Origin of the sequence: Streptomyces griseobrunneus, assembly GCF_046713465.1 — a bacterium.
Lineage (GTDB): Bacteria > Actinomycetota > Actinomycetes > Streptomycetales > Streptomycetaceae > Streptomyces > Streptomyces microflavus.
The window spans coordinates 2,065,358-2,091,183 of record NZ_CP177080.1; the positions used below are offsets into that span (position 1 = coordinate 2,065,358).

Genomic DNA, 25,826 nt, shown 5'->3' on the forward strand with positions numbered 1-25,826 from the left:
CGCTGTGAGAACCCTACAAAGAGGCGGTGTGCCGTGGGCCACATGTCACTGAGGGGGCCCGAAGGCCCCCTCAGTATGGCCCAGCACTGTTCAGCTCAGCTCCACCGCACCTGGGTCATTGTTCGACCGGGGTTCAACCTCAGCAGTGGAAGCGGGCGTTGCCCCAGTCGGCGTGGTCGTTGCCGTTGCCGTCACCGCCGTCGTCGACGACGAGCTCGACGTACTTCGCGCCGGTGACGTCGGCGGTGAGCTTCCAGGCGGGGTCGGCGGCCCCCAGCACCGGCGACTTCACCTTCTCCGTCCCGTCGGCGGTGACGGAGAACCGCACGCTGCCGCGCGTGGCCTGGACGTCGTCCACGCCGACCTCGGCGGTGAGGGAGGTGCACTTCCCGCCCAGGTAGTAGCGGATCTTCGCCGGGGCGTGGGTGCCGATCCCCTTGGCGTACGCGACGCCGCCGATCCTCAGCGGGCTGCCGTCGCCGGTTCCCGTCTCCCCGTTGGACCGGTCTCGCTCGACGGGTCCCCAGCCGTTCTGGGAGGCCGTCCAGTCGAGGTCACTGGCCCAGCTGTCCTCGGTGGGCGGGGGCGGCAGGGTCCGTACGGAGGTCTGCGCGCCGAGCGTACGCGGGGAGCCTGCCACGGCGTACGTGGCCTCCGCGCCCAGCTGGTACGTCTCGTACGGGGCGTCCACCGGCGGGGTGACCCGCCAGCTGCCGGTGACCTTCGCGCCCGGGGCGACCGAGTCGAAGGCGACCACGCCGGCGGGCTCGGCCTTCCATCCCTCGGGCACGGTCAGCGCGAGCTTCACGCCGGTGGCGGCGCTCGCCTCGTCGTTGCCGAAGGTCGCCTTGACCGTGTTGGGGGCGCCCGGCTCCAGGGTCTCGGTGTCGGCGGCGACGCCGAGCGTGCCGCAGACGGCCTCCTGCCCTGCGGGGGCGGGTCCGAGGTCGGTCACGGTGAACCCGTCGAGGACGAAGTCCGCGCCCTCGGGTGCTCCGGCCCGCTTCCGCAGCCCGGTCCAGGTGTCACCGCAGCCCGCGGTGAGGGTCTGGCTGAAGTGGCCGGTGGTGCGCTGCTGCCCGATCGGGGTGGCCCGGGTCTCGGTGGAGGATGCCTTGCCGCCCGCGACCCGGTCGTAGCCGTCGACCCAGCTGTAGGCGCCGGCGTGGCTGGACTGGTAGTCGAACTCGACCTTGTACCGGTGGCCGTCCTTCATCGGGACGGTCCAGGGGGCGGTGCGGTGGACGAGCCCGGTGTTCTCCTCGTGGGACTTCAGGGACTCCTTCCCGCCGAGCACGTCGTCGATCAGCTTCCCGTTCCAGCCGGACTGGGTGTACGGGGCATGGAGCTGGGAGATGCTGGTGCGGGGGTCGGTGGAGCCGCCCGCGTTCCCCTTGAGGAAGGGGCCCCAGCCCTGGTCTACGGCCTCGAAGTCCTCGTACACCAGGGTGCCGGGCCGGGTGGCGGGGCCGTTCTCGACGATCCGTACGTCGTCGGCGCGGACCGTCGCCGTGGAGCCGGCGGCCGCCTCGATGCGCAGGGTGGTGCGGCCGTTCGCCGGGGCGGTGAAGTTGACCTTGGCGCGCTGGAAAGAGGTGCCGTGCCAGTCGGAGGCAGCGACGAAGTCCTCGGCCGTGGAGCGGTCGACGGCCACCGACTTCCCGCCCGCGCTCAGCACCGTACGGCGGGTCGAGCCGGGCTCGACCTCGATGAGGGCGGAGGCGGTGTAGCGCTTGCCGGGCTTGAGGCCGGTGACGCTCTGGGAGAGCGCGGCGGCCGGGGTGCCGGAGAGGGCGGCGCTGTTGCGGCCCTGCTCGTCGGTGTCCCGGGCGGCGGTGCCGGTCTTCGTCCAGCCGGTCAGGTCACGGTCGTTGAAGCCGGGGTCCTTCAGAGGCGTGCCCCGGCCCCAGTCGGTGGAGGCTTCCTTCGGTGCGCGGTCCGGGTAGAGGACGTACGGCTGTCCGGCGGTCGCGGTCAGCGTGATCTTCCCGTTGACCGGGCGGACCGTGGCGGTCTTCTCGCGCCCGTTGTCGCTCAGCTCGTAGACCGTGTACGGGCCCTTGCCCGGCACCTCCCAGGTGCTGGTGCCCCCGGTCTCGCTGTAGTGGTAGAGCTTCTTCCCGCCGTCCCACGGCAGCAGGTAGTCCGTACCGCTGAGCACCTTGCGGCCCTGGTCGTAGAAGGTCCGCTTCCCGTCCTCGACCGTGCCGCGCACCCCGCCGGTGAAGGTGATGTCGTTGCCGTCCCAGCGGGTGATCTTCTGCTGCTGGAGGTACTTGGCGGGCAGGTTCCTCTGCCAGATGTTGGCGGTGAACGCGTTCCAGTCGGTCTCGCCCGTCCACCCCTCGAAGTCCTCCAGGACGCTCTGGCCGAGGACCGGGTGATTGTTCCAGATGTCCTTCTCGCCGTTGCGGATGAACCGGATGATCTGCGAGTTGAGGCCCTTGTTGGTGGCCCCGCCGTAGTTCAGGTCGTTCGCCCAGTGCGACCAGAGCGAGGCGCGCTCGAACTTGTCGGCCCACTCGGTGCCGACGGTCCAGCCCTGCTTCTGCACGGCCTGCATGGTCCGGTCGGCGATCCAGCCGTGCGAGTAGTAGACGTCGATGTAGAGGAAGCTGAGGTTCTTGTCGGTCTCGTCGCGCAGTTGCTGGAAGCGCTGGGCCAGGTCGCCGCTGTTGATGTCGCGGCGCTGGTCGATGTAGTAGCTCTGGTTGAGCCAGTTCCAGCCCGGCTTGGTCTTGTCCACGAGCTGCTCGGAGAAGGCGTTGGCCTCCGGGTAGGACTCGGTGGCGTTGACGTGGACGCCGAAGGTGGCGCCCCACTTCTTGCCGTCCTTGAGCAGGGTGTTGAGGTCCTTCAGCCCGCCGGCGCGCTTGTTGTAGTTGCCGCCGTAGTCCGGGTGGGCGGAGTCGTGGCCCTCGGAGCCGTACCCCTTGAGGACGGCGAGCTGGCCGAGGCCGTCGGTGGCCTGCGAGATCCGCTTGACGTCGTCGAGGGTGCGCAGGAAGGGGTGGGTGGCCTGGCTGGCGAAGTTGAACGGGATGTGGGTGACGACCCGGTCGGCGGTCTCCTCGCTGCCCGGGGCGGTGATGCCGATGGAGCGGAAGGCGATCGCCCCGTCCTGCCAGTCGACGGCCTTGTCGCCGTTGGCGTCCGGGGTGATGACGACCTTCGCCCAGGGCAGGTTCTCGCCGCTCTCCGGCTTCGGGGCGCCCTCGCCCCGGTAGGTCCACTGGCCCGAGCCGACACCGACCCGGACGGTGCCGTCGGCCTCGGCGCGGGCCTGGCGCCAGAAGCGGGCGTCGTCGCCGCCGGTGGGGCCGGAGGGCTTGTCGTAGGAGGAGTTGGACTCGACGGCGGCGGCGAGGGAGGAGGTGTTGAGGATCGCGTAGGTGGCGCCGACGGGGGCCGGGTCGGGCTTGGTGTCGCCGGTGACCTTGGCGAACGCGTCGGCGGTCCTGGTCGAGTCCGGGTCCAGCGTGGTGAACGCGGTGGAGGCGCCGGGCTCGGTGGAGCCGACCGAGATCAGGTCGTGCCCGGGGATGTCGATCGTCCCGACCCGGAACGCGGCGGTGTCGCGGACGGCGGTCACCTTGAAGGTGGTGGTCCGGCCGGAGACGGTGAGCGAGGCGTCGATCTCGACGCCGGGCAGGCCGGTGAAGGCCAGGGTGTAGCGGGCGGAGGAGCCGTTGGTCTTCGGCGCTCCCTTGAGCTTCACCGGGTGGGCGGTGCCGTTGAGGGTGACGGCGGTGACCGGCCGCGTACTGCCCAGGAGCCGTTTGCCGCTCGCCCGGTCGGTGTACGACAGGACGCGCGGGAAGTCGTCGCCGACGGCGACCGTGAGCTGGGGGGAGCCGATGGTGGCGGAGCCGCTGGGCTTCGCCGCCCCGGCCGGTGCGGGGGACGGATCGGCGGCTGCGGCGGGGAGGGCGGTCCCCACGAGCGCCAGAACGGCTGCTGAGGCGACGGCGACCAGGCCGGCTGAGGGGAATCTTGGCGACATGGCCCCTGAGTAGTCGCCGCGTCCGGACACCGTCAACGAATGTCGGCCCCGGGGGCCGTCTCCGTCCAACAACCGTGTTCCGTTAGTCCAAGTTGCCCGCGCGGGGGCCACGGCCGGCCCCACCTTCACCTCTTGGCCGGAGCCGCCTTCGTACAGTCACGGTTCGCACCCGCTCGGTTCAGGCAAGTGCCGTTTCCGGGCGTCGAGTTGTGAAGACTCGGAATTTTTGAGAGCGCTCTCATCCACAAGTATTGACGCTCGCTCCGCCCCTGACGAGAGTGGTACGCACCCGCAGACACCCCCACTGTCAGGTCTCTCCCCTCCCCCACCCACGACCCGTCTGCGGCCCCCACACACTCGGGAGTTCCCTCGTGATTTCGCGCAGAATGTTCCTGACCGGCGCCGCCGCATCGGCCGCGGCGCTCACGTACCCCGCCTGGGGCACCGCCCTCAGTCCGCGCGCCTCCGCCGCCCCCGCGACCTGTGAACTGGCCCTGGAGAACAAGTCGTTGCCGGACACGGTGCACGCGTACGTCACCGGCCACGAGCTGGGCACCGACCGCTGGGTGCTGCTCAGGCCGGACGGCGGTGTCTACCGCCCCGACTCCCCCGGCGCCCCGCAGACCCCGCTCCCGGTGGACTGCGCGATCCCGCTCAAGGCCGCGGGCGCGGGCCCGGTCCTGCTGACCCTGCCGCAGATGTACGGGGCGCGGGTCTACTTCGTCCGCGACGACAAGCTGGACTTCTTCCTCAACCCGGGCCCCTCCCTGGTGGAGCCCGCCTTCGCCACACCGACGGACCCGAACTACGGGCGGACCTGGGCGTTCGCCGAGTTCACCTTCAACACCGAGCAGCTGTACTCCAACATCAGCTACGTGGACCTGATCACGGCCCTCCCGATCGGCATCACGCTGGAGGGCGACGGCACCCACGTGGTGGCTCCGCACCCCGAGGGCGCGGTGGAGCGGATCGCGGCGGACCTGACCGCGCAGGCAGCGGCCGACGGGCAGCCCTGGGACAAGCTGATCACCCGGGGCGACGACGGCAATGTGCTGCGGGTCGTCTCGCCGCAGAACATCATGGCCCCGTACTTCGACCGGCCCGCCGAGATGCCGTTCCGGGACCTGTTCGCCGCCCAGATCGACGAGGTCTGGGAGAAGTACCGCTCCGAGGACCTGCGCATCGACCTCCAGGGCGGCCGGGGCACGCTGGCGGGCCGGGTCAGCGGGGACACGCTGACCTTCGAGGGCGGCCACACGTTCACCAAGCCGGAGTCCAAGGACATCTTCACCTGCAACCACGGCCCGTTCACCAACAACCCGGGCGACTCCGACGACAAGAAGGCGATCCTGGCCCGGCTGGCGGCCGGCTTCAACCGGTCGATCATGCTGAGCCACCCGAGCCAGCCCAACGGCACGTCGGTGGCGGACTACTACCGGACGCCGGTGACCAACCACTGGTCCCGCGTGGTCCACGCCAACAGCCCGATCGGCTACGCGTTCCCGTACGACGACGTCCGCCCGGACGGCGAGCCCGATGTCTCGGGCGCCGCGCACGACGGGAACCCGCGCCGCTTCACGGTGAGCGTGGGGTCCTGACGGCCCCCGCGGCCACCAGGTGAGTCCGCCCCTGCCGGGCCCGGCCGGCAGGGGCACTCGCACGCCCGGGGCCGACACGGCTTCCCGGATCGCGACACACCATCAATTCATACTATTCACGGCATCCTTGACTTTCGTTCCGGCGTCCCGGAACCGTTTCGTATGCGAATCCGTATGCGCAAGAACAGGCTCCCCCGCCGCACGCTCGCGGTGCTCGGCACCGTATTCCTGCTGGCCGCCCCCACCGCCGCCCACGCCACCGCACCCCCGCCGCCGACCGCCCAGGGCCTGCGCGCCTTCCAGCAGAGTTACGGTCTCGACCCCACCGGCCTCGTGGACACCGCGACGGCACAGCTGCTCAGCACGGCCCCGGACGGCGAGCTGCGGACGGTCTTCGCCGACCCCTCCGACCTGGGCCCGGAACAGCTCGCGCACGCGCGTACGGTCATCGGCGTCGGGAAGGGCGCGGAGATCCCGGAGCAGGGGCAGGTCATCGCCCTGATGACGGCCATGCAGGAGTCGACGTTCGTCAACTACACCACGCCGGTGGACAACGACTCGCTCGGCATCTTCCAGCAGCGACCGAGCATGGGCTGGGGCACGGCGAAGCAGATCACCCACGTCCCGACCGCGTCGAAGTCCTTCTACGGGCTGCCCTCACCGACGAAGAACCCGGGGCTGCTCCAGATCGAGGGCTGGGAGTCGATGGACCCGGGCGAGGCGTGCCAGGCGGTGCAGCGGTCCGCGCACCCCGGCCGGTACGCGCAGTGGGAGCGGTTCGCCCGGGACCTGCTGGAGCGGGAGGGGCCGACGGTGGACCCGATCGACTGATCACCGTCTGCCCGTCCGGTCAGCAGCCGCCGCAGTTGTAGTAGGTCACGTCCCAGTGGTTGCCCTCGTCGGCGTAGATGTTGCCGGAGCCGGACTGGTACTGGCGGGCGCCGTCGCCCCGTACGCCGATGTAGGTGAAGACGCCGGTGACGTAGTTGTTCAGGCAGGTGCTCTTGGCGAAGTCCAGCTTGTAGCCGTTCCAGTGCGAGTAGGTGCCGCCGGCGTGCCCGGTCTCCGTGCCGCCGGTGATCCTGAGCGCGCAGCCGGTGGCACTCCTGAGCGTCTGGGCACCCTGGGCGGTCGGCAGGTTGAGCTGGTCGAAGGACGTGCAGGTGGGGACGTTCCGGTTCGAGCAGCCGCCCGAGGACGACCAGGTGATCCCGGAGGAGCTGAACCGGGAGGTCGCCTGGGCGTGGGTCAGCTTGGTCACGGCGTGCGCCTCGGTGGCGCCGCTGCCGAGGGCGCCGATGCCGGGGACGAAGAGGGCGCCGAGGACGAGGGCCAGGGCGGTGAGGGCGGAGCGGAGTCGTGGGCGGTTCACCATGGGGAATTTCCTCCTGCTCATGACAAAACAGAGGGCGTACGGGCGCGGAGCGCGCACGCCGGACAGGGAAATGGTGCCCGAGTTCTACGCGCGTCCGCCAGAGGGCGACGGCGGGGCGGCACACCCGACGCGAGGAAAGGTTGAAACTTGAACAAGATGGAGTTACAGTCAATCTCGTTGAAGGTTAAACAACGCCGACGACACCCCCGCAGCACCGCTCGCACACGTCCCCCGAGGAGGAGCCATGGCTCTGTTCAACCGCAAGTCGACCGCCGCCACCCCGACCGCCGTCATCGAGGCCCCCGCGGTGGACCCGGCGCTGGCCGCCCTGACCGGCGCCTACACCATCGACCCGGCCCACAGCAGCATCGGCTTCACGGTGCGGCACGCGATGGTCACCAACGTGCGCGGCTCCTTCGGTGAGCACGAGGGCACCCTGACCCTGGACGGCACCGACCCGGCGAGCTCCTCCGCCACCATCGACGTGAAGATCGCCAGCGTCGACACCGGCATCGGCGACCGCGACGGCCACCTGGTCAGCGGCGACTTCTTCGACGCCGAGAAGTTCCCCCTGATGACGTTCCGCTCGACGCGGGCCGAGCAGCTGGGCGGCGACGCGTACCGGATCACCGGCGACCTGACCATCAAGGACGTCACGCGCCCGCTCTCCATCGACCTGGAGTTCAACGGCTCCGCCACCGACGTCTACGGCAACGAGCGCGTCGGCTTCGAGGGCAGCGCGGACATCCTGCGCTCCGACTGGGGCCTGACCTGGAACGCGGCGCTGGAGACCGGCGGGGTCATGGTCAGCGACAAGGTCAAGCTGACCTTCGACATCTCGGCGATCAAGGCCGCGGCGCCGCAGGCGTGACCTGACGCTGAACACAGCAGCACCCCACGGACCGCGCCCTGCGCGGGTGGCCGGGGCACGGTGTGCGGCGGGGCCACGCCCTCGTCCCGCCGGCCGGTCCACGCCCCGTACGCAGGACAGCGCGCCCCGCACCCGTGACATCCGGGTGCGGGGCGCGCTGTCGTGCGTGCCGTACGGGCTACTTCTTGACCTTCTCCGCGAAGAGCGGGACGACCTTCTCCAGGGCGTACGACACGGAGAGCACGGAGTCCGTGGCGAACGCCTGCGAGATGCCCTGGTCGTCGAAGATCAGGGCGTTCCCGGCCTTGACCGACGGGACCGCCTTGTAGAGCGGGTCGTTGCTGATGTCCGTGGCGGGGATGCCGATCGGGGTCATCACCGTGAGGTCGGCGTCGAGGAGTTCGAGGTTCTCCTTGGAGATGGGGATGGAGAAGCTCTCACCGGCCTTGGCCTCGACGGCCGGGCTGTTCCTGAAGCCGAGGCGCTCGACGAAGTCGACCCGGCCGGTGCCGCCGACGTACGCGCCGTACCCCTCGGAGGTGCGCGAGCCGAGCACGATCGTGGCGTCCTTGAACTCGGGGTGCGCCTTGGCGGCGGCCCCGAACTTCTTCCCGGTCTCCGCGATCAGCTCCTTGCCCTTCTCGGGCACGCCCATGGCCGCGGCGATCATCGTGGTCTGCTGCTCCCACGAGATCTTGTACTGGTCGCCGCCCTTGGGCACGCCCACGGTCGGGGCGATCTTCTTCAGGGTGTCGTAGCGGGTCTGGTCCCCACTGGACTTGGTGTCCAGGATGAGGTCGGGCTGGAGGGAGGCGATCTTCTCGAACTCCGGCTCCATCGTGCCGATGAGCTCCGGGGCCTTGTCGTACATGCCCTTCGCCCAGGGGCCGACGCCCTCGCCGCCGAACGGCAGCCAGTCGCTCGCCCCGACCGGCTGGCCGCCGAGCGCGAGCACGGTCTCGGCGTCGCCCCAGCCGAGCGCGACGATCCGCTTGGGCCGCTTGTCGACGGTGACCTCGCCGAACTTCGTCGCGACCTTGGCGGGGAAGGCGCCTTCGGAGGCGGCGGAGGACGCGGGGCCGGACGTGTCGGAGGAGCCGTCCGACGAACCGCAGGCGGAGACGCCGACGAGCAGGGCAGCGACGGCACCGGCCATCAGGACGGGGGTGCGGCGGGGGCGCCGGGAGGCGGAAGCGTTCATGCTCTTTAGGTTAGCCTCACCTAATGACAACGGTGCCATCGGGTTGACCCGGGCGGTTCCGTACGGGCTCGCGCCCCCGGTTCCGTACGTCTCAGGCCGCCGGCCCCTTCACATGGTGGCGGCCCAGCGGCACCACCATCGGGGTGGCCGACGCCGGGTCCCCGATCACCGAGCAGCGCATCCCGAAGACCTCGCCGACCAGCTCCTCCGTGACAATGTCGGCCGGCCGCCCCTCCGCCAGGATCCGCCCGTCCTTCATGGCGATCATGTGGTCCGCGTACCGGCAGGCCAGGTTCAGGTCGTGCAGGACGGCGACCATCGTGACGCCGCGCTCCCGGTTGAGGTCGGTGAGCAGGTCGAGCACGTCGAGCTGGTGGCTGGCGTCCAGGAACGTCGTCGGCTCGTCGAGCAGCAGGATGTCCGTGCGCTGCGCCAGCGCCATCGCGATCCACACCCGCTGCCGCTGACCGCCCGAGAGCTCGTCGACGGGCCGGTCGGCCAGTTCCAGGACGTCGGTGGAGAGCAGCGCCTGCGCGACCGCCTCGTCGTCCTCGGCGCTCCAGCGGCGGAACCAGCCCTGGTGCGGGTAGCGGCCGCGGCCGACCAGGTCGGAGACGGTGATGCCCTCGGGCGCGGTGGGGCTCTGCGGGAGGATGCCGAGGACGGCGGCGACCTCCTTGGTCGGCATCTCCTGGATGGACCGGCCGTTCAGGAGCACCGCCCCGGCGGAGGGCGCGAGCAGCCGGGCCATCGCCCGCAGGAGGGTCGATTTGCCGCAGGCGTTGGGGCCGACGATGACGGTGATCCGCCCGGGCGGGACGGTCACGCTCAGGCCGGGGACGATCTCCCGGTCGCCGTAGCCGAGCCGGACGTCCCGGGCTTCCAGTGTGTGCTCAGCCACGACCGGGCCACGCCTTTCGTTGTCGTCCTGCGTCTCGTTCTTCTCGTACGCCGTCATCTCAGCCCCCGCTGCCCACGCGGTTGGCGCGGGCCAGGAGCAGGAGCAGGTACGGGGCGCCGATGATGCTGGTCACCACGCCCACCGGCAGCTGGACCGAGGGCAGCAGGTGCTGGGCCGCGAAGTCGGCGACCAGGACCAGCAGGGCGCCGGTCAGGGCTGCCTGGGGCAGGGCGGCACCCCGGCCCGGGACCAGGCGGCGGGCGATCGGCGCGGCGACGAAGGCCACGAACCCGACGGGTCCGGCCGCCGCCGTGGCGACCCCGGCCAGCGCCGTGGCGCAGCCGAGCAGGGCGAGCCGGCTCGGCTCCACCTTCGTACCGAGTCCGGCGGCGGCGTCGTCCCCGAGCTGGAGGGGCCGCAGCGCGTGCGCGGCGAGGGCGGTGAGCGGGACGAGCAGGGCGAGCGCCCCGAGCATCGGCCAGAACTGGCCCCAGGAGCGGCCGTTGAGGCTGCCCGCCAGCCAGCGGAAGGCCTCCTGCGCGTCGGTGACGTCGGAGCGCGCCATCACGTACCAGACCACGCTGGAGAGCCCCATGCCGACACCGATCCCGACGAGGACGAGCCGCTGTCCGGCGACGCCCTGCCGCCAGGCGAGGAGGTAGATCGCGGCCCCGGCGGCGACCGCACCGGCCAGGGCACTCGCGGAGAGGGCGAGTCCGCTGACCTGGAACAGCAGCGCGGCGGTCACGGCGACGGCGCTGGCCCCGGCGCTGATGCCGATGAGGTCGGGGCTGGCGAGCGGGTTGCGCAGCACGGTCTGGAAGACGCCTCCGGAGAGCCCGAACGCGGCGCCGACGAGGATCGCGAGGAGGGCGCGGGGCAGCCGCAGTTCCAGCACCACGAACTGCGATCCGCCGTCGCCGCCGCCGAGGAGGGTGGCGACGACCTTCCCGATCGGCATGACCATGTCGCCGACGCTGAGCGAGAGGCCGAAGACGGCGACCACGGCGACGATCAGGGCCGCCCCCACGGTCACGGACCGCCGGCGCCCTCGGCCGCGTACGGCGGAGACCTGCCGTATGCCGTCGGCGAGCCGGTCCGCCGTGGCTTCCTTGCTGATCGGAGCGGCGCTCACAGTTCCACCAGCTTCCTGCGCCGGACCAGCCAGATGAAGGGGACGCAGCCGACCGCGGCGGTGATCACACCGACCTGCACCTCGCCGGGCGGGGCGATCACGCGGCCGATGATGTCCGCGACGAGCAGCATGATCGGGGCGAGGACCATGCTGTACGGCAGCACCCAGCGGTAGTCGGGCCCGGTGATCAGGCGGGCGGCGTGCGGTACGGCGAGGCCGACGAAGCCGATGGGCCCGGCGACGACGGTGGCTGCGCCGCAGAGCAGGACCACGGCGAGGGCCGAGACCATCCGGGCGGCCCCGACGCGCTGGCCGAGGCCGCGCGCGAGGTCGTCGCCGAGGGAGAGGGCGTTGAGCTGCGGCCCGAGGGCCAGGGCGAGTACGGCCCCGACGAGGATGAACGGGGAGACCTGCCAGAGCACCTCGGAGCTGCGGGCGGTCAGCGCCCCGAGCTGCCAGAACCGGAACTGGTCGTAGCTCCCCCGGTCCTGGAGCAGGATCGCGCTGGTCACGGAGGTGAGTACGGCACTGGTCGCGGCGCCCGCGAGGGCCAGCTTGACCGGGGTTGCGCCTTCGCGGCCGAGCGAGCCGACCCCGTACACGAGGAGGGCGGCGAGCAGCGCGCCGAGGAAGCCGAACCAGATGAACTGGGTGGCGACGGTGAAGCCGAGCAGCGTGATCGAGCAGACGACGGCCACGGACGCGCCCGCGTTGATGCCGAGGAGCTGGGGGTCGGCCAGGGGGTTACGGGCGACGCCCTGCATGACGGTCCCCGCGAGCCCGAGCGCCGCACCGGCGAGCAGCCCGGCGACGGTGCGCGGGATGCGGACCTCCTGGATGACGAGCTGGCCCTTGACGGTGAGGTCGGGGTCGAGGACGCCGGGCAGCACATCGCTGAACGGCACGTCCCCGGAGCCGATGGCGAGGCTCGCGACGACGACGAGCAGCAGCACGGCGAGGGCTTCCAGGAGCCCGAGGGCGAGGACGGGCCGGCTGCGCCTGGTCCGCGCCTCCTTGCCACCGCCCGCCGGTTTCTCCTTCGCCAGGAGGGCCGAGCCGCTCATGGCCTGCCCACCGGTCCGGCGGCCGCCGGAATGCGGTTGTGCACGGTCTCTCACCCTTGCTCATCGGCGCCTTCGGGCGGGGGGCGCCCCGGCGCGCGGCCGTCCGCACCCGGGCACCCCGGAGAAGGCAGGGCAGGGGGCCCAAAGTAAGGTCACCCTAACAGCGCCGGTCCGACCCCACACCGCCGCACCCCACGAGCCCGGAGCGCCTCCTTGTCGTACGCCGCCGAGACCGCCGGCCCCACCGCCGGCCCGCTGGCCGGGGCCGTACCCCTGGGCTCGGCGGAGGAGCTGCGCGAGATCCTGGGCACCCCGCACCCCATCGTCATCGACAAGGTCCACGACCGGCTCACCGAGGACGATCTGGACCTGCTGTCCCGCTCCCCGCTCTGCGCGGTCTCCACCTCCGACGCCTCCGGCAACTGCGACGTCACCCCGCGCGGCGCCGGCCCCGGCTTCACCCACGTCCTGGACCCCGGCACCCTGGCCCTTCCTGACCGCCCGGGCAACCGCAGGGCGGACAGCTTCCACAACATCCTGTCCAACCCGCACGTGGGCCTGCTCTACCTGATACCCGGCGCGATGGACGTCCTCCGCATCAACGGCCGCGCCCGCATCCTGACGGACGCCCCGTTCTTCGACGCGATGACCCTGAAGGGCCAGCGCCCGAAGCTGGCCCTGGTGGTGGAGATCGACGAGATCTTCCGCCACTGCCCGAACGCACTGCGCCGGTCGGGGGTGTGGACGCCGGAGACGTGGGAGGGGGCGGCGGGCTGAGCGAGGCCGACCATCGGCGGAGTACGCCACCACACTCGGCGAGCCCGTGTTGCTCACGGTCTTCCGCAAGACCAGGATGCGCGAGAAGGCCGAGGTCGAACGCGCCCTCGCCGCCCAGGAAGTCTGCGAGTCGAGCCATGAACCGGCCGCCGAGCACGAGGTCTGCAGCCGGCCCGTCAAGGAGGAACTGCGATGAACCACGCCGAGTGGAAGACCCGCCGCCACCGTGCGCTCCTCGGTGAGACGGTCGAGGAGAACCCCGAGTACGACCGGCTTTACGAGGAGGCCGAGCTTGCGCACGACCTCGGCCAGCTCGTCTACGACCGGCGCAGCGTCCTCGGCCTGTCACAGGCAGAACTCGCCGAGCGCTGCGGCATGAAGCAGCCGCAGATCTCCAGGATCGAAGGCGGCGGCACCATGCCGACCATCCCTCTTCTGCGGCGCCTGGCCCGCGCCCTCGACGCCGATCTGACCATCGAGCTCACCCCGCATCACGCCGCCGCCTGAGCACGCGGGACGCCCGGCACGCAACAGGCCCCCGCCCCGTAGTCAACGGGGAGGGGGCCTGTGCCGTCCTGAGTGTGGGCCGTCGCCTCAGGCCTTGTGCTGCATCGACGAGCGGGCCGGGTTGGCCTGCTTCGCCGCCTTCGGGTCCTTCTCGCCGGCCTTCGCGCGTACGCCCTGCTCGACGCGCTTGCCGAGCGTGCTGTCGACGTTCGACCAGTAGGTGAACGCCCGCTGCAGGACCGGTTCGGTCACGCCGTTCAGCAGGTGGCCGACGATGTTGTCCACCAGCCGGTCCCGCCCCGCGTCGTCCAGGACCTCGCGGACCATGGTGCCCGCCTGGCCCCAGTCGTCGTCCTCGGCGTGGTCGACGTAGGCCGCCCGGGTGATGTCACCGTCGGCGTACCAGCTCGGCGGGGTGCCGTAGCGCTCGGTGTCGGCCGCCGGGCCGCCCTTGGAGTTCGGGGCGTAGACCGGGTCGGTGGTCTTCCGGTACGCCATCGCTCCGTCCTTGGAGTACGTGTGCACCGGGGCCACGGGGGCGTTGACGGGCAGCTGCTGGTAGTTGCCGCCGATGCGGTAGCGGTGCGCGTCCGCGTAGCTGAACAGCCGGGCCAGGAGCATGCGGTCCGGGCTCGGGCCGATGCCGGGGACGAAGTTGTTCGGCTGGAACGCCGCCTGCTCGATCTCGGCGTGGTTGTCCGTGGGGTTGCGGTCCAGCGTCATCCGGCCGACCTCGATCAGCGGGTAGTCGCCGTGCGGCCACACCTTGGTCAGGTCGAAGGGGTTGAACCGGTAGTCCTTGGCGTCCTCGAACGGCATGATCTGGACCTTCAGCGTCCAGCTCGGGTACTCCCCGTCGCGGATGTGCTCGAACAGATCACGCGTGTGGTAATCCGTGTCCGCGGAGGCCATCTGGTCGCCCTCGTCCTGCGTGAACGTCTCGACGCCCTGGTCGGTCTTGAAGTGGTACTTCACCCAGAACCGCTCACCCTGCGCGTTGATCCACATGTACGTGTGCGAGGTGTAGCCGTTCATGTGGCGCCAGCTGCGCGGGATCCCCCGGTCGCCCATCAGCCAGGTGACCTGGTGGGCCGACTCCGGCGAGAGCGTCCAGAAGTCCCACTGCATGTCGTGGTCGCGGAGGTTGTTGTCCGCCCGGCGTTTCTGGGACCGGATGAAGTGCTGGAACTTCATCGGGTCCTTCACGAAGAACACGGGGGTGTTGTTGCCCACCATGTCGTAGTTGCCTTCGCTGGTGTAGAACTTCACCGCGAAGCCGCGCGGGTCCCGCCAGGTGTCCGGGCTGCCCCGCTCCCCCGCCACGGTGGAGAACCGCGCGACCAGCTCGGTCGTCGTGCCGGGCTGGAAGAGCGCGGCCTTCGTGTACGCGGAGACGTCCGCGGTCACCTCGAACTTCCCGAAGGCCCCGCTGCCCTTGGCGTGCGGCTGGCGCTCGGGGATGCGTTCGCGGTTGAACTGGGCCATCTGCTCGATCAGGTACGAGTCCTGGAGCAGGATCGGCCCGCCCGGGCCGACGGTGAGCGAATGCTCGTCGCTCTCCACCGGGGCGCCGGAGTCGGAGGTGGTCGGCTTGCGCGAGGTGTCGGTCATGTCGTCGTTTCCTCTTGTTTGTCTTCCGCAGACGTGTCGGCGATGTCTCCTGCTACGGCTGCCCTACTGACCCTCTGCCAATGTAGGCAAACATGGATGAATCGACCCGTCGAGGAGTCGGCCCCGCCGGGCCCCCGGACCGCGTCAGCGGGAGCGCTGCCCCGTGACCAGGCGGTAGACGAGCAGGACGATCACCGAACCGACGATGGCCGCGATCCACGTCGACAGGCTGAAGAATCCGTCGATCGAGTCGACGCCGAAGATCACCTTGCCCAGCCAGCCACCGAGCAGCCCGCCCACGATCCCGATCACCATCGTGAGGAGGCAGCCCCCCGGGTCCTTGCCCGGAGTCAGCGCCTTGGCGATGAGCCCCGCGAACAGGCCGATGAGGATCCAGGCGATGATGCTCACGAAATTCTCCCTTTGCGTTGCCGAGGTACCGGCACCCCTGTGGCGCCCGGCACTCTCCGCGTATCCCCGTAAAGGAAGCTCACACATGGACCGGATCCCGGCCGTCACCCCAGGGATCCGTCATTCGCCGGTATGCGCTACGCCGTACGGGGACGGGGACGGGGCTGAGAAGAGGGCGGAGACGGGCTGGGGATGGCGAGGCCCCCGGACTCCGCTCCGGCCCACCGGCCCGCCCCGGCCCTCCGGTCGTTCAGTCCAGGACCGCCGTCGCCTCGATCTCCACCAGGTGCTCCGGTACGTCCAGGGCCGCGACACCCACCAGCGTGCCCGGCGGGACCGGGGTGACGCCCAGCTTCGCCGCCGCCCGGGCGGCGCCCTCCAGGAACTGCTGCATCTTGTCGGGCGTCCAGTCGACGACGTACACCGTCAGCTTCGCCACGTCGTCGAAGGAGCCTCCGGCGCCGGCCAGAGCCGTTCCGATGTTGAGGTAGCACTGCTCGACCTGGGCGGCGAGGTCGCCCGCACCGACCGTGGTGCCGTCGGCGTCCCAGGCGACCTGCCCGGCGATGAAGACGAGCTTCGAACCCGTCGCGACGGAGACCTGCCGGTAGACCCCGACCTTCGGCAGTCCCTCGGGGTCCAACAGAGTGATGGCCATGTTCCGCGCCTCCTCGTAGAGCGTTGTGGAGGGGAGCCCGCACGGGCCCCCGCTGCCACCGGACCGGGATGTTCCGGTCTCTTGTGGTTACCCAGGAACCGTAGGAGAGTGAGCGCTGACGTGGAAGAACGCACTTTTCGGTGACGGAGGAACCTCATGGTGACCAAGCAGTTCAGCGGCTCGCCCGACGAGGCGGACCTGCGGCGCGCGGACTCGCTGGCGCGCGAGATCTTCTCGGACGTCGCCAACAAGTGGGCGCTCCTGATCATCGAGGCCCTCGGTGACCGCACCCTGCGCTTCAGCGAGGTGCTCAAGGAGATCGACGGCATCAGCCACAAGATGCTCACCCAGAACCTCCGCATGCTGGAGCGCAACGGCCTGGTCGAGCGGACCGTGTACCCCACCGTGCCGCCGAGGGTCGAGTACACCCTCACCGAGCCCGGCCAGGGTCTGCGGGGGACGGTCCACCTCATGTGCGACTGGACCCAGCAGCACCTCGGCCACATCGAGGAGGCCCGGGGCCGCTTCTCGGGCTGAGCCCCGGGGGGCGCAGGGGGTACGGGCGGCCCGACCTGATCCGATCAAGTGATCGACCGCCCGACGCAACGCCCGCCCCCCTTCGCGCGTCTCCAGGGGCGTGATGGATTTCCTGGACCCGTCCGATTCGGGCGCCCCCGATGACGACGAAGTGACCGTGCGACCCGGCCCGTTGTGGCGCCATGCCCTGTGGGTGGTGGGCGTCACCGCCTTGGGGGTGGGCCTGGGCTGGGCCGGCTCGCTGTTCCGCCTCGGCCCCGACGACTACGGGCTGCTCGCCGCCGCCCCGGGGTCGCCCTGGACCTACCTGGGCGCCTGGGCCGTCACCGGCCTGGCGGCGACGGCCGTTCTGCGGGCAGCAGCCGCCAAGGTGCCGGTCCCCTCCCCCGGCACGATCGCCGTCATCCTCCTCCTTATAGGCACGCGCCTCTCCCTGGGCTGGCGCCCGGAGACGCCGGAGCTCGCCGCCATGGTGGCGGGTGCGCTGGTCCTGGCGGGCATCTGGGCAGCGATCGCCCTGCGCGCGGACGCCGTTGCGCGAAAGACACCGAAGCCGGAGAGCCCCGGCGCGTCCTGATGACGGATCAGCAGGTCACACCAGGGTCATGCTGATCTGCTCCCCCAGGACGGTCCAGTGCTGCCTGATCCCGGAGGGGTTGCACGACTCGACGTTGACGATCCGGCTTCTCGGGTAGTCGCTGGACAGGCACATGCTGGGGTGCGCCGACTGGAAGATCGCCTCCCCGCTGACGGTCCAGCGCTGGCGGGTGCTGGAGTTGCACGACTCGACGTTGACGATCCGGCTTCTCGGGTAGTCGCTGGTCAGACACATGCTGGGGTGCGCGGACTGGAAGATCGCCTCGCCGCTGATGGTCCATCGCTGCCCGGCCCCGGAGCTGCACGACACCACATTGACGATGCGGGTGGTCGGATAGTTGCTGTTCAGACACATGACACCGGCAGTCGGCCCCACTTCGGCAGGAGCGGCGGTGGCTGCCGCCACGGGCGATGGCAGGGCTAAGGGCGTCAGTGCGAGCAGGGCAGGTACGAGGAGCTTACGGAGCACGCCGGCCATGAGGGGTAACCCTTCGGATAGGTGAGTTGAGGCGTTGAAAGATTCCCCTCAACTCCCCTGCCTTGTAGGCCACTTGCTGGAAATGGATCGTGATGCGGCGCAAAGCCGCCGTCCACCACCGGGCCCTGAACCGACACCCCTCCCCCACTGCTCAAGATCATCGTGCGCAGAATGGCCTTTATGCCGATATCGAACACGCCGCGCACGGCCACGGCCGACGACGCTCCGGACATCAGCCGGATCCTGGCCCTCGCCTTCGACGACGACCCGATGACGCGCTGGTTCTTCCCTGATGCCGCATCCCGCGAGGCGGCGCTGGTCCGCTACTTCACCACGCTCTTCACCCGGCAGCACGTCCACCACGGCGTGTGCGAGCGCACCGGGGCCGCGGCCGCGTTCTGGGTGGCGCCGGAGGCACAGGCCAAGGCCGTTCCCGACGCGGAGACCATCGAGCAACTGCGCCGGATCCTCGGCGACCGGGCCGGCCTCTTCCGGGATGCCGTCACGACGGCCGCCGGCCACACGCCCCAGGAACCGCACTGGTCCCTGGCGTTGATCGGCGCCGACCCCGCCGCCCAAGGCCAGGGCCACGGGGCCCGCCTGCTCCGCTCGGGCCTGGCGAAGGCCGACACGGCCGGGCAGCCCGTCTACCTGGAATCCTCCAAGGCCTCCAGCCTCCCCGTCTACGAACACTTCGGCTTCACCCTGCGCGAGGAGTTCCGGCTCCCGGGCGACGGCGGGCCGACGCTGTGGGGGATGTGGCGCGAGCCGCGCACCTGAGCGACCCGGGGCACGGAAGCCGGCCCACGGCGTCAGCCCAGCGTCTGGGTCAGCTCGCTGCGGGTGGAGGTGTGGACGACCCGGCCGCGCGCCCCATTGACGATCGGCAGGTAGGGCGGAACGTGCCCGCACTCCACATCGGCGATGATGGGCACGTTCAGGGAGCCGAGCGCGTCGAGCACCGCTTCGTGCTGGGTGAGCGAATCGGTGCCGGGTGCCGAGGTTCGGCCGACAAGGATCGCGTTCGCCGTGTCGAAGAAGCCGGCCAGCCGCATCCCGTGCAGGTTCCTGCAGATGGCGAAGGCGTCGTCGCCACCCGCTTCGACGTAGACGAGGAGCCCCTGCGGGGACTCGGCCCGCGCGAACGCGGAGAGGTCGAGACAGGCCGTTCCCGCGAGGTTGCAGAGCATCTCGATACAGCCCCCGATCAGGCGCCCCTCGGCCTCCACATCCCCCTCGCCGTCCAGCCGGGTCCACCCGCCGGGTGTGTCGAGGGTGTACGCGCGTACGTCGGGTCGGGCGCGGTAGTCGTCCCAGCCCGTGGCCCGGTAGTGGCCGGGAGGTATCTGCGTGAAGCGGTGCCCCACAGGTGCGGAGACGATGTCGAGCCACGACGAGAGCCCCTCGGGCACCCGGTAGGGCGTGTCCATGAGGTTGTTGCCGTGCACGGTGGCCGTTCCCGTGAGGAGGGTGAACGGCGCCATGACAGTCGACAGGTCGGAGAACCCGACCAGCCAGGTCGGCTCGGCCTCACGCAGGCGGTCCCAGTCCAGCAGAGGCAGCAGGTCGATCGCCGTCTCCCCGCCCCAGGGCGGCACCACGGCCCTGATGCCGGGGTCCGTCAGCATCTCAGTCAGCTCGGCGGCGCGGTCGGCCGCCGGGGCACTGACATGACCGTCACCGCTCATGCAGTGCCCGACCACCACCTCGTACCCCCGGGCCTCCACCTCGCGGATCGCCACGTCGAGGCGCCCCTGAAGCTCTTTCGGGACGCCACTCGACGGAGATGTGACGCCGACGCGGTCAGCGGGACGCAGGGGGCGCGGGTATCGGACTGACATGCGCCGGATTCTGACAGGCCGAAGATTCCCCGGCACACCCTTTTCATGGACCTCCGGATAGGAGTCAGCCATTCTCGAATCCGCAGATCGCCCTGCAGGGACGGTGCGTCCACCGGAGAACTCCTGACCGGAGGCGGACGACGCACGGTTCGCCCCGGTCATGCTTGAGTACCTTCCACCACCGTCCTGAGTACCACACCCAATCCACCACCGGCCCCCGCCCGTGCGAGAGTTCACCCCACGGAGCCGGGGGCTCCGGTGATGAGCGAAGCGCGATGGGGCGGGGCGGGGCAGCCGTGGATCTGTTCGATGCGGAGCTGGGCGGGCGGGACGAACCCGATGCGGGGCCCGGGGGCAGTTGCTCCTGGGTCACCGTGGTGATCCTGGGAATCCTGGTACTGCTGGCGGTGCTGGTGCATTCGTTCTTCGGGTGGATACGGGACCTTCTGTCGGCCCTGTTCCAGGACCAGCACCCGCCGCTCCCGCAACCGCACCGCTGTTCTCGTGACAGTGCCCGCTCAGCCGCGTCGTCGTGCCTCCACCGCGTCACGGGTGTCCTCACCGATCAGGTCGCCGTTGATCGCGCTCGCCGCCATGAGCCCGGCCGCGGCGGCGCCGATGACCTGTTCGGTGAGGCGGGTGACGTTGCCCGCCGCCCAGACGCCGGGCACCTCCGTCGCACCGAACGGGTCGGTGGGGATGTACGTACCGATCACCTCGCCGCCCATCTCCTGCGCGACCGGGACCAGGCCCAGCGATTCGAGTACCGCCGAACGCGCGGTGAAGCGGGCCTGGATCACCAGGGCCTCGCGCGGGACCACCCGGCCGCCCGCCAGGCGTACGCCGGTGAAGCGGTCGTCCGTGACCTCCAGGCCCGTCACCTCGCCGTCCACCACCGCCACGCCCCGCGCGGCGAGCTGCTCGTACTCCTCGTCCGTCGGCTCCGGGCCCGTGTGGCGGAAAAGGGTGACGTCGTCGGTCCACTGCCGCCACATCAGGGCCTGATGTACGGCGAGGGGGCCGACGGACAGCACCCCGACCGGGCGGTCCGCCACCTCGCGCCCGTGGCAGTACGGGCAGTGCAGCACCTCACGGCCCCAGCGCTCCGCAAGACCCGGTACGGGCGGCAGCTCGTCCACGAGCCCCGTCGTCACCAGGAGCCTGCGCGCCTCCACCGTGGAGCCGTCCTCCGTCACCACCCGGAAGCCCCGCGCCCCCTCCCCCGGCAGCCGCTCGGCCGAGGCCACCCGGCCCTCGACGATCTCCCCGCCGTACCCGGCCACCTCGCCCCGGCCGATCGCCAGCAGCTCGCCCGGCGGGGTCGACTCGCGGCCCAGGTAGTTGTGCACATGGGACGCGGGAGCGTTACGGGGCTCCCCCGCATCGATCACCAGCACCGAGCGCCGGGCCCGCGCCAGGGTCAGCGCCCCGCTCAGGCCGGCCGCCCCGCCACCCACGATCACCACGTCGTACCGCTGCTGCTTCATGTCGGTCATACGGACCACCTCCAGTTGGTGGAGATGATGCGCGCAGGCCAGCCGGAACGACAAATGTGTTTGCCGGAACAGCAAGGATCACCCGAGGTTGAACTCGCACCGCACGATCTTGCCGGGGTTCCGCTCCGCCACCCCCCACTTGTCCGCCAGCGCCGAGACCAGAAGCAGTCCCCGGCCACCCTCGTCCTCCACATCCGGCCAGCCGTCCGCCGCCCGGACCTCGCCGTCGCCGCTGTCGTGCAGCTCGATCCGGAGGGCCCTCTCCATCCGCTCCAGGAAGATCTGGACCCGGAACCCGCGGCCCGGCGGGACGCCATGGCGGAGGGCGTTGGTCGCCAGTTCGGTTACGCAGAGCAGTACGTCATACGCCCGGTCCTCGCACTCCCAGTCGATCAGAGCCTTGCGGGTGAGCCTGCGTACGACCGGGACCGAGCTGCGGTCACGTCAGTAGAAGGCGGTGCGGAAGTACGGGAGTTGGGTTGTCTCGCTCATGGTTCCACGCTCACACGGAGTAACTGCGCTGAAGCAGAGCGGAGAGACGTACAAAGCTTCTGTACGGGTTCTGACGGGTAGACAGCGGGGTCGAACGGGGGATGAGTCAGGTCATGCAACCGGGAAAGCAGAGCGGCATCAGGCGGGTTGCTTCGCGGCAGTTGGTCGGAGCGCAGTTGCGCCACTTCCGTAAGGTCGCCGGGCTGACCCAGGCCGCCCTGGCCGAACAGTTGAGGGGCGGCGAGGACACCATCGCCTCCATCGAGCAAGGCCGAAGGGCACTCCAGCTGGACCTGACCGTCAAGATCGACGAACTCCTGGACACCAAGGGCGCGTTGCAGGTCGCGGTGGCAAAGATCCCGAAGAAGGAGCGGATCAGGCCCTGGTCAAGGACTTCGTGCAGTACGAGCAGGGCGCGGTGAGTCTGTTCTCGTACGAGTCTCAGCTCATTCCGGGGCCGTTGCAGACCGAGGCATACGCACGGCTGGTGTTCTCCAGCCACTACCCACCGCTCGAAGAGGAAGAGATCGAGAAGCGGGTGGCGACCCGACTCGATCGGCAGAAGATCCTGGAGCGCAAGCCTCGCCCCATCCTCCACTTCATTCTGGAGGAGAGCATCCTGTACGCCGAGTTGGGTGATCCCGAGGTCATGCTCGCGCAACTTCTCCACCTGCGACGCTGCATGGACCTGCCGTTCGTCAGCATCCAGATCATGCCCCGGAAGACGTCGAAGCACGCAGGGCTTGCGGGGCCGCTGGTCCTGCTGGCGACCCCGGATCACGATCAGCTCGCGTACGTCGAGATGCATCTCGGAGCGGAGCTGTACGACGATCCGGCCGACGTCAGCGCTCTCATGCAGAAATACGGGATGCTGCGGTCGCAGGCGCTGACCGCCGAGGAAAGCGCCCGGCTTCTGGACGCACTGCTCGCAGCTCTGCTTGGAGAGACATGAACCGCGCAGTCCTCCCCGTCTCCGGCCAACCCGCCCTCCAGTGGTTCAAGTCCAGCTACAGCAGCGACCAGGGCGGCAACTGCGTAGAGGTAGCCGCACACCCCGCCGCCGTCCACATCCGCGACTCCAAGGTGACCGACGGTCCCGTCCGCAGCTTCGAGCCCGCCACCTGGAACGCCTTCGTGCACAGCAGCACCGCCCTCTGAGCCCCAGGCACCCCGGTAGCCACGCATCCGCCCCGCCCCCGGCATCTCGGCCGGAAGCGGGGCGGTTCTCGTGGGCGCGGGACGGTCCAGTAGCGCACCCACAGCTCGTACACGCCGGGCTCGGCCGCGTACGGGTTGCAGATGTAGAGCGGGCTCCAGATGTGGGCGGCGGCGCCGGCCGCGCCGGCGGTCTGACAGTCCGCCTGTGATGCGTAGTGGCCGCGGAGCGTGTAGCCCGAGCCCACGGCGGAGGCGGTCGAGGCCGTGCCGAGGACCATCGCGGCAGCCGCGACTGCCGTGACCGCGAGCGTGGTGATACGTGTACGTCTGTCGGTAACTCCGTTTTCAGTCAACACACATGACTGTGCATCAGTGAATGGGTAGAGCCGAACCGATCGGCGCGCGCCGCCGAGAGAAAGCTAGCGAGCGACGAGCCCCCGCATAATAGGTCTGGACCATCAAGGGAGCACATATGCCCCCTGGCCGTGAACCGGCGTTTTTCCGCCTACGCGATCGGCCCCCGATCCGACCGCTCCACCGGGATCCAGAGCTCCGCCTCCGCCCGCTTCCCCTCCTCGTACAGCCGCACCCGCAGGATCTCCGGGCCGGGCCGGGAGGCGTACGGGTTCGAGGGGAACCACTGCGTGAACACGTCCCGCCAGAGGTACTGGAGGGCCTGCGGGAACGGGCCCTCACTCTCGAACACCGCCCAGGAACCGGCCGGTACGCGGAGGGAGTCCAAGCCCTCCGGAGACTCCTGGGGGCCCGTCACCACCCCGTGGTAGTAGTCCAGTTCGGTGCCCTCCGCGCGGCTGGGATCGAGCTGGTCGCTCACCCCCAGCAGCCCGGCCGGCTCCTGGTCCGAGAGGGCCGCGATGCGGTCCAGCTCCTCCCGTCCGATGGACCGGATGAACTCCGCGATGGCCTGATTCGGTCCCTCGTGGATCAGCGGTACGCGTGCTTTCCTCCCCACCACACGGAACTCCTCCTTCTCCACCAGCCTGTAGCGCATGGCACTGCTCCCTTCGACGACGAGCCGGAAGGTCAGGCGTTGCTGGGACCGCAGAACCGCGCCGGTACGTCTCGCCTCGCCGGGTCCGATGCCGTGCACCGACCGGAACGCGCGGGCGAAGCCCTCCCCCGTGTCGTAGCCGTACCTCACCGCCACGTCCAGCAGCGTCCGGTCCGGGTCGCCGAGCACCTCGGCGCTCGCGAGCGTCATACGGCGTCGGCGGATGTACTCCGCGAGCGGAACGCCCGCCAGCGCGGAGAACATCCGGCGGAAGTGGTACTCCGAGGTCATCACGATGCGCGCCAGCTCCGCGGCCTCGATGCGCTCACCGAGATGGGACTCGATGTACTCCATTGCCTCGTTCAGTCGTTCCAGCAACCCTGCCCCGCCTTCCTTTCCCGTTCACCGTAGGAAGGGACCAGCCTGCCCGACCCGACCGTCCGTGCCCGGATCGGTCGGCTTGCCCATCACCTCCACCAGGGCCGAGAAGCTGTCCGTGGCGTGACCCGTCTCCATTCCCCGTCGGAACAGGTCGACGACGGCCGCCGGGAGGGCCGTGTCGACGCCCGCGTCGGCGTTGGTCCGCAGGACGTGTTCGACGCTCGCCATTCCCATGGCGAGACGGTCGACATCGCCGGTGTGCTCGCCGGCGTCGATGCGGTCCGTGTAGAAGGCGAAGAACTGGGTGAGGGAGTTCGCCGTGTCGTCGGCGTGCGGCAGGATGTCGGCCGCCGTCAGGCCGTTCGCGCGGGCCAGGGCGATGGCCTGCCAGTAGCTCAGCATGGAGGTCCAGAACATGCCCACGCCGATCTGGTAGAGCAGCGCGGCGTGGCCCGGGTCCTCGCCCCGGTGGTCGGCCCGGCCCGTCAGCGCTTCGAGCAGCGGCCTGTGCCGGTCGAACACCTCGCGCGGCCCGCTGTAGAAGGTGGAGGACTCGGGCTTCCCGATGCCGGAGGGCGGGGAGTTGACGCCACCGGTGAGCTGTACGGCCCCGTGCCCGGCCGCCCAGCGGGCTCCGGCGCGGGCCTCCTCGGGCGTGGCGGAGGTGAGGTTGAGCAGGGCCCGGTCCTGAAGGGCGGGGGCGGCGGCCGCCAGTACGTCGTACACCGCCGCATAATCCGTGAGGCTGATGACGACCGCCTTGTTCGCGGCGACGGCCTCGGCGGGGCTCGGTGCGAGGAGCGCGCCCCGGGCCACCAGGTCGCCCGCGCGGGAGGGGGTGCGGTTCCAGACGGTGACCGCGTACTGCCGGTCGAGTAAGGCCGCGGCCATCGCCCGGCCCATGGGGCCGAGGCCGATGACGGTGACCGACTGCTGTTGCTGCTGCGCGCTGCTCATGACATTCCTCCACTACTAAAACGAACGCTCTATTTAGAGCGTGCCGTGAAGCTAACACAGCTCTGGAACGAACGCTCTACTTAGTGCCCGCTACAGTGACGGCATGCAGACCGAGACCAGCACCCGGGAGCGGATCGTCGTGGCGGCCGCGCGTCTTCTCCAGCGGCAGGGGTATGTCGGCACCGGCATCAAGCAGATCGCCACGGAGTCGCAGTCCACGCTCGGCTCGATCTACCATTTCTTCCCTGGCGGCAAGGAAGCCGTCGCCGTCGCCGCGATCCGGTACAGCGACCAGGAGTTCGCGGCGCTCCTGAAGGGGGCTCTGGACGGCGAGGCCGATCCGGCGGAGGCCGTGCTCTCCTGCACCCGCCAACTCGCCGCCGGGCTCAGGGAATCGGGCTGGGTCGACGGCTGCCCGGTCACGGCGGCGGCACTGGAGACGCTCGGCGCCGACTCGGACATCCAGCAGGCGTGCGCCGACGCGCTGAACAGCTGGGAGCGGCTCGTCCTCGACAAGTTGGTGGGCTGCGGGTTCCCGGCGGAGGACGCCCGGGAGCTGGCGACCACCGTCATCAGCGCCGTGGAGGGCGCCGAAGTCACCGCCCAGGTCAACCGGAGCGAGGAACCCCTGCTGGCGGCGGGCCGACAACTGGCCCGTCTCATCCGCTCGTACGGGATCGGCTCGCCCCGCCCCGGCTCGTGACCCGCCCCGGAGCGTGCGGCGGAGCAGTGGGGCCGGGAGGACGGTGACGTCCCGGAGGACAG

At 70.4% G+C, this 25,826-nt stretch carries 26 protein-coding genes and 3 pseudogenes; 13 read left to right on the plus strand and 16 right to left on the minus strand.

Annotated elements, in window-relative coordinates:
- Window positions 1-139: 139 nt before the first annotated feature.
- Window positions 140-4,003, minus strand: a complete 3,864-nt coding sequence (locus ACK8N7_RS09000; RefSeq protein WP_500441804.1) for an endo-alpha-N-acetylgalactosaminidase family protein — start codon at window positions 4,001-4,003, stop codon at window positions 140-142.
- A 386-nt stretch (window positions 4,004-4,389) separates the two neighbouring features.
- Between ACK8N7_RS09000 and ACK8N7_RS09005 the strand changes: the two genes are divergently transcribed.
- On the plus strand, window positions 4,390-5,601 hold the full coding sequence (locus tag ACK8N7_RS09005; protein ID WP_500445717.1) for a glycoside hydrolase family 64 protein: 1,212 nt from the start codon (window positions 4,390-4,392) through the stop codon (window positions 5,599-5,601).
- Window positions 5,602-5,775: 174 nt separating this feature from the next.
- A complete protein-coding gene (locus tag ACK8N7_RS09010) occupies window positions 5,776-6,432 on the plus strand; it encodes a peptidoglycan-binding domain-containing protein (RefSeq protein WP_500441805.1) in 657 nt (218 codons plus the stop codon).
- Between the two features lie 19 nt (window positions 6,433-6,451).
- Here ACK8N7_RS09010 and ACK8N7_RS09015 read toward each other — a convergent pair whose 3' ends face one another.
- Window positions 6,452-6,976: a hypothetical protein gene (locus ACK8N7_RS09015; protein WP_032757459.1), complete on the minus strand. Its 525-nt coding sequence runs from the start codon at window positions 6,974-6,976 to the stop codon at window positions 6,452-6,454.
- Window positions 6,977-7,220: 244 nt separating this feature from the next.
- On the opposite strand from ACK8N7_RS09015, the gene ACK8N7_RS09020 reads away from it, so the two are divergent.
- Window positions 7,221-7,847, plus strand: coding sequence for a YceI family protein (locus ACK8N7_RS09020; protein WP_403215046.1), 627 nt, complete (start codon window positions 7,221-7,223; stop codon window positions 7,845-7,847).
- 178 nt (window positions 7,848-8,025) lie between these two features.
- On the opposite strand, the gene ACK8N7_RS09025 is transcribed toward ACK8N7_RS09020, so the two are convergent.
- The 4 genes from ACK8N7_RS09025 to ACK8N7_RS09040 all read right to left on the minus strand — a co-directional run bounded on the left by ACK8N7_RS09025 (window position 8,026) and on the right by ACK8N7_RS09040 (window position 12,148).
- Window positions 8,026-9,048, minus strand: coding sequence for an iron-siderophore ABC transporter substrate-binding protein (locus ACK8N7_RS09025; protein WP_500441807.1), 1,023 nt, complete (start codon window positions 9,046-9,048; stop codon window positions 8,026-8,028).
- Window positions 9,049-9,139: 91 nt separating this feature from the next.
- Window positions 9,140-10,006: an ABC transporter ATP-binding protein gene (locus ACK8N7_RS09030; protein WP_403215042.1), complete on the minus strand. Its 867-nt coding sequence runs from the start codon at window positions 10,004-10,006 to the stop codon at window positions 9,140-9,142.
- Between the two features lies 1 nt (window position 10,007).
- Window positions 10,008-11,084 (minus strand): FecCD family ABC transporter permease, encoded by a 1,077-nt coding sequence (locus ACK8N7_RS09035; protein ID WP_500441809.1) that lies wholly within the window; start codon window positions 11,082-11,084, stop codon window positions 10,008-10,010.
- Window positions 11,081-12,148: a FecCD family ABC transporter permease gene (locus ACK8N7_RS09040; RefSeq protein ID WP_403215038.1), complete on the minus strand. Its 1,068-nt coding sequence runs from the start codon at window positions 12,146-12,148 to the stop codon at window positions 11,081-11,083. Before ACK8N7_RS09040 ends, ACK8N7_RS09035 begins: the two co-directional genes overlap by 4 nt.
- Before the next feature lie 213 nt (window positions 12,149-12,361).
- Here ACK8N7_RS09040 and ACK8N7_RS09045 point away from each other — a divergent pair, with 213 nt between their 5' ends.
- The 3 genes and pseudogenes from ACK8N7_RS09045 (at window position 12,362) to ACK8N7_RS09055 (ending at window position 13,432) form a co-directional block, all read left to right on the plus strand.
- The gene (locus tag ACK8N7_RS09045) at window positions 12,362-12,925 is read left to right on the plus strand and encodes an MSMEG_1061 family FMN-dependent PPOX-type flavoprotein (protein ID WP_500441811.1); all 564 of its coding nucleotides are present in this window, start codon (window positions 12,362-12,364) and stop codon (window positions 12,923-12,925) included.
- Between the two features lie 46 nt (window positions 12,926-12,971).
- Window positions 12,972-13,121 (plus strand): annotated as a pseudogene (locus tag ACK8N7_RS09050) (type II toxin-antitoxin system RelE/ParE family toxin); the annotation flags it as partial.
- Window positions 13,118-13,432, plus strand: coding sequence for a helix-turn-helix domain-containing protein (locus tag ACK8N7_RS09055; RefSeq protein ID WP_500441813.1), 315 nt, complete (start codon window positions 13,118-13,120; stop codon window positions 13,430-13,432). The pseudogene ACK8N7_RS09050 and the gene ACK8N7_RS09055, both read left to right, overlap by 4 nt.
- 87 nt (window positions 13,433-13,519) lie before the next feature.
- On the opposite strand, the gene ACK8N7_RS09060 is transcribed toward ACK8N7_RS09055, so the two are convergent.
- The 3 genes from ACK8N7_RS09060 to ACK8N7_RS09070 form a co-directional block, all read right to left on the minus strand.
- The gene (locus tag ACK8N7_RS09060; protein ID WP_403215032.1) at window positions 13,520-15,043 is read right to left on the minus strand and encodes a catalase; all 1,524 of its coding nucleotides are present in this window, start codon (window positions 15,041-15,043) and stop codon (window positions 13,520-13,522) included.
- Window positions 15,044-15,187: 144 nt separating this feature from the next.
- Window positions 15,188-15,454, minus strand: coding sequence for a GlsB/YeaQ/YmgE family stress response membrane protein (locus tag ACK8N7_RS09065; protein ID WP_015611618.1), 267 nt, complete (start codon window positions 15,452-15,454; stop codon window positions 15,188-15,190).
- 250 nt (window positions 15,455-15,704) lie between these two features.
- A complete protein-coding gene (locus ACK8N7_RS09070; RefSeq protein WP_500441816.1) occupies window positions 15,705-16,112 on the minus strand; it encodes a RidA family protein in 408 nt (135 codons plus the stop codon).
- Between the two features lie 156 nt (window positions 16,113-16,268).
- On the opposite strand from ACK8N7_RS09070, the gene ACK8N7_RS09075 reads away from it, so the two are divergent.
- Together ACK8N7_RS09075 and ACK8N7_RS09080 are read left to right on the plus strand one after the other, a co-directional pair.
- The gene (locus tag ACK8N7_RS09075) at window positions 16,269-16,649 is read left to right on the plus strand and encodes a winged helix-turn-helix transcriptional regulator (RefSeq protein WP_403215028.1); all 381 of its coding nucleotides are present in this window, start codon (window positions 16,269-16,271) and stop codon (window positions 16,647-16,649) included.
- A gap of 103 nt (window positions 16,650-16,752) precedes the next feature.
- Entirely contained in the window at window positions 16,753-17,226 is a 474-nt protein-coding gene (locus tag ACK8N7_RS09080; RefSeq protein WP_099130057.1) for a hypothetical protein, read from the plus strand.
- A 15-nt stretch (window positions 17,227-17,241) separates the two neighbouring features.
- Here ACK8N7_RS09080 and ACK8N7_RS09085 read toward each other — a convergent pair whose 3' ends face one another.
- Window positions 17,242-17,601 carry an RICIN domain-containing protein gene (locus ACK8N7_RS09085; protein WP_500441818.1) on the minus strand — a complete coding sequence of 120 codons (360 nt, stop codon included), beginning with the start codon at window positions 17,599-17,601 and terminating at the stop codon, window positions 17,242-17,244.
- Between the two features lie 303 nt (window positions 17,602-17,904).
- Between ACK8N7_RS09085 and ACK8N7_RS09090 the strand changes: the two genes are divergently transcribed.
- Window positions 17,905-18,504, plus strand: coding sequence for a GNAT family N-acetyltransferase (locus ACK8N7_RS09090; protein WP_500441820.1), 600 nt, complete (start codon window positions 17,905-17,907; stop codon window positions 18,502-18,504).
- A 32-nt stretch (window positions 18,505-18,536) separates the two neighbouring features.
- Here ACK8N7_RS09090 and ACK8N7_RS09095 read toward each other — a convergent pair whose 3' ends face one another.
- The 3 genes and pseudogenes from ACK8N7_RS09095 to ACK8N7_RS09105 all read right to left on the minus strand — a co-directional run bounded on the left by ACK8N7_RS09095 (window position 18,537) and on the right by ACK8N7_RS09105 (window position 21,553).
- Window positions 18,537-19,466, minus strand: coding sequence for a S66 family peptidase (locus tag ACK8N7_RS09095; RefSeq protein WP_500441822.1), 930 nt, complete (start codon window positions 19,464-19,466; stop codon window positions 18,537-18,539).
- Between the two features lie 617 nt (window positions 19,467-20,083).
- Window positions 20,084-21,052 (minus strand): NAD(P)/FAD-dependent oxidoreductase, encoded by a 969-nt coding sequence (locus ACK8N7_RS09100; RefSeq protein WP_326685640.1) that lies wholly within the window; start codon window positions 21,050-21,052, stop codon window positions 20,084-20,086.
- A gap of 87 nt (window positions 21,053-21,139) precedes the next feature.
- A pseudogene (locus tag ACK8N7_RS09105) lies at window positions 21,140-21,553 on the minus strand (ATP-binding protein).
- A gap of 113 nt (window positions 21,554-21,666) precedes the next feature.
- On the opposite strand from ACK8N7_RS09105, the gene ACK8N7_RS09110 reads away from it, so the two are divergent.
- The 3 genes from ACK8N7_RS09110 to ACK8N7_RS09120 are packed head-to-tail and all read left to right on the plus strand — an operon-like array spanning window position 21,667 to window position 22,711.
- The gene (locus tag ACK8N7_RS09110) at window positions 21,667-21,975 is read left to right on the plus strand and encodes a helix-turn-helix domain-containing protein (protein WP_500441824.1); all 309 of its coding nucleotides are present in this window, start codon (window positions 21,667-21,669) and stop codon (window positions 21,973-21,975) included.
- On the plus strand, window positions 21,951-22,505 hold the full coding sequence (locus ACK8N7_RS09115) for a DUF5753 domain-containing protein (protein WP_500441826.1): 555 nt from the start codon (window positions 21,951-21,953) through the stop codon (window positions 22,503-22,505). The genes ACK8N7_RS09110 and ACK8N7_RS09115 overlap by 25 nt, the downstream gene beginning before the upstream one ends.
- Window positions 22,502-22,711, plus strand: coding sequence for a DUF397 domain-containing protein (locus ACK8N7_RS09120; protein ID WP_403215014.1), 210 nt, complete (start codon window positions 22,502-22,504; stop codon window positions 22,709-22,711). Before ACK8N7_RS09115 ends, ACK8N7_RS09120 begins: the two co-directional genes overlap by 4 nt.
- A gap of 89 nt (window positions 22,712-22,800) precedes the next feature.
- Here the strand turns inward: ACK8N7_RS09120 and ACK8N7_RS09125 are convergent.
- From ACK8N7_RS09125 to ACK8N7_RS09135, 3 genes and pseudogenes are all read right to left on the minus strand, one after another.
- Window positions 22,801-22,989 (minus strand): annotated as a pseudogene (locus ACK8N7_RS09125) (hypothetical protein); the annotation flags it as partial.
- A gap of 227 nt (window positions 22,990-23,216) precedes the next feature.
- Window positions 23,217-24,101, minus strand: coding sequence for an AraC family transcriptional regulator (locus ACK8N7_RS09130; protein WP_500441828.1), 885 nt, complete (start codon window positions 24,099-24,101; stop codon window positions 23,217-23,219).
- Between the two features lie 24 nt (window positions 24,102-24,125).
- Window positions 24,126-25,061 carry an NAD(P)-dependent oxidoreductase gene (locus ACK8N7_RS09135; RefSeq protein ID WP_500441830.1) on the minus strand — a complete coding sequence of 312 codons (936 nt, stop codon included), beginning with the start codon at window positions 25,059-25,061 and terminating at the stop codon, window positions 24,126-24,128.
- Window positions 25,062-25,164: 103 nt separating this feature from the next.
- On the opposite strand from ACK8N7_RS09135, the gene ACK8N7_RS09140 reads away from it, so the two are divergent.
- Window positions 25,165-25,764 (plus strand): TetR/AcrR family transcriptional regulator, encoded by a 600-nt coding sequence (locus ACK8N7_RS09140; protein ID WP_403215008.1) that lies wholly within the window; start codon window positions 25,165-25,167, stop codon window positions 25,762-25,764.
- Window positions 25,765-25,826 lie beyond the last annotated feature (62 nt).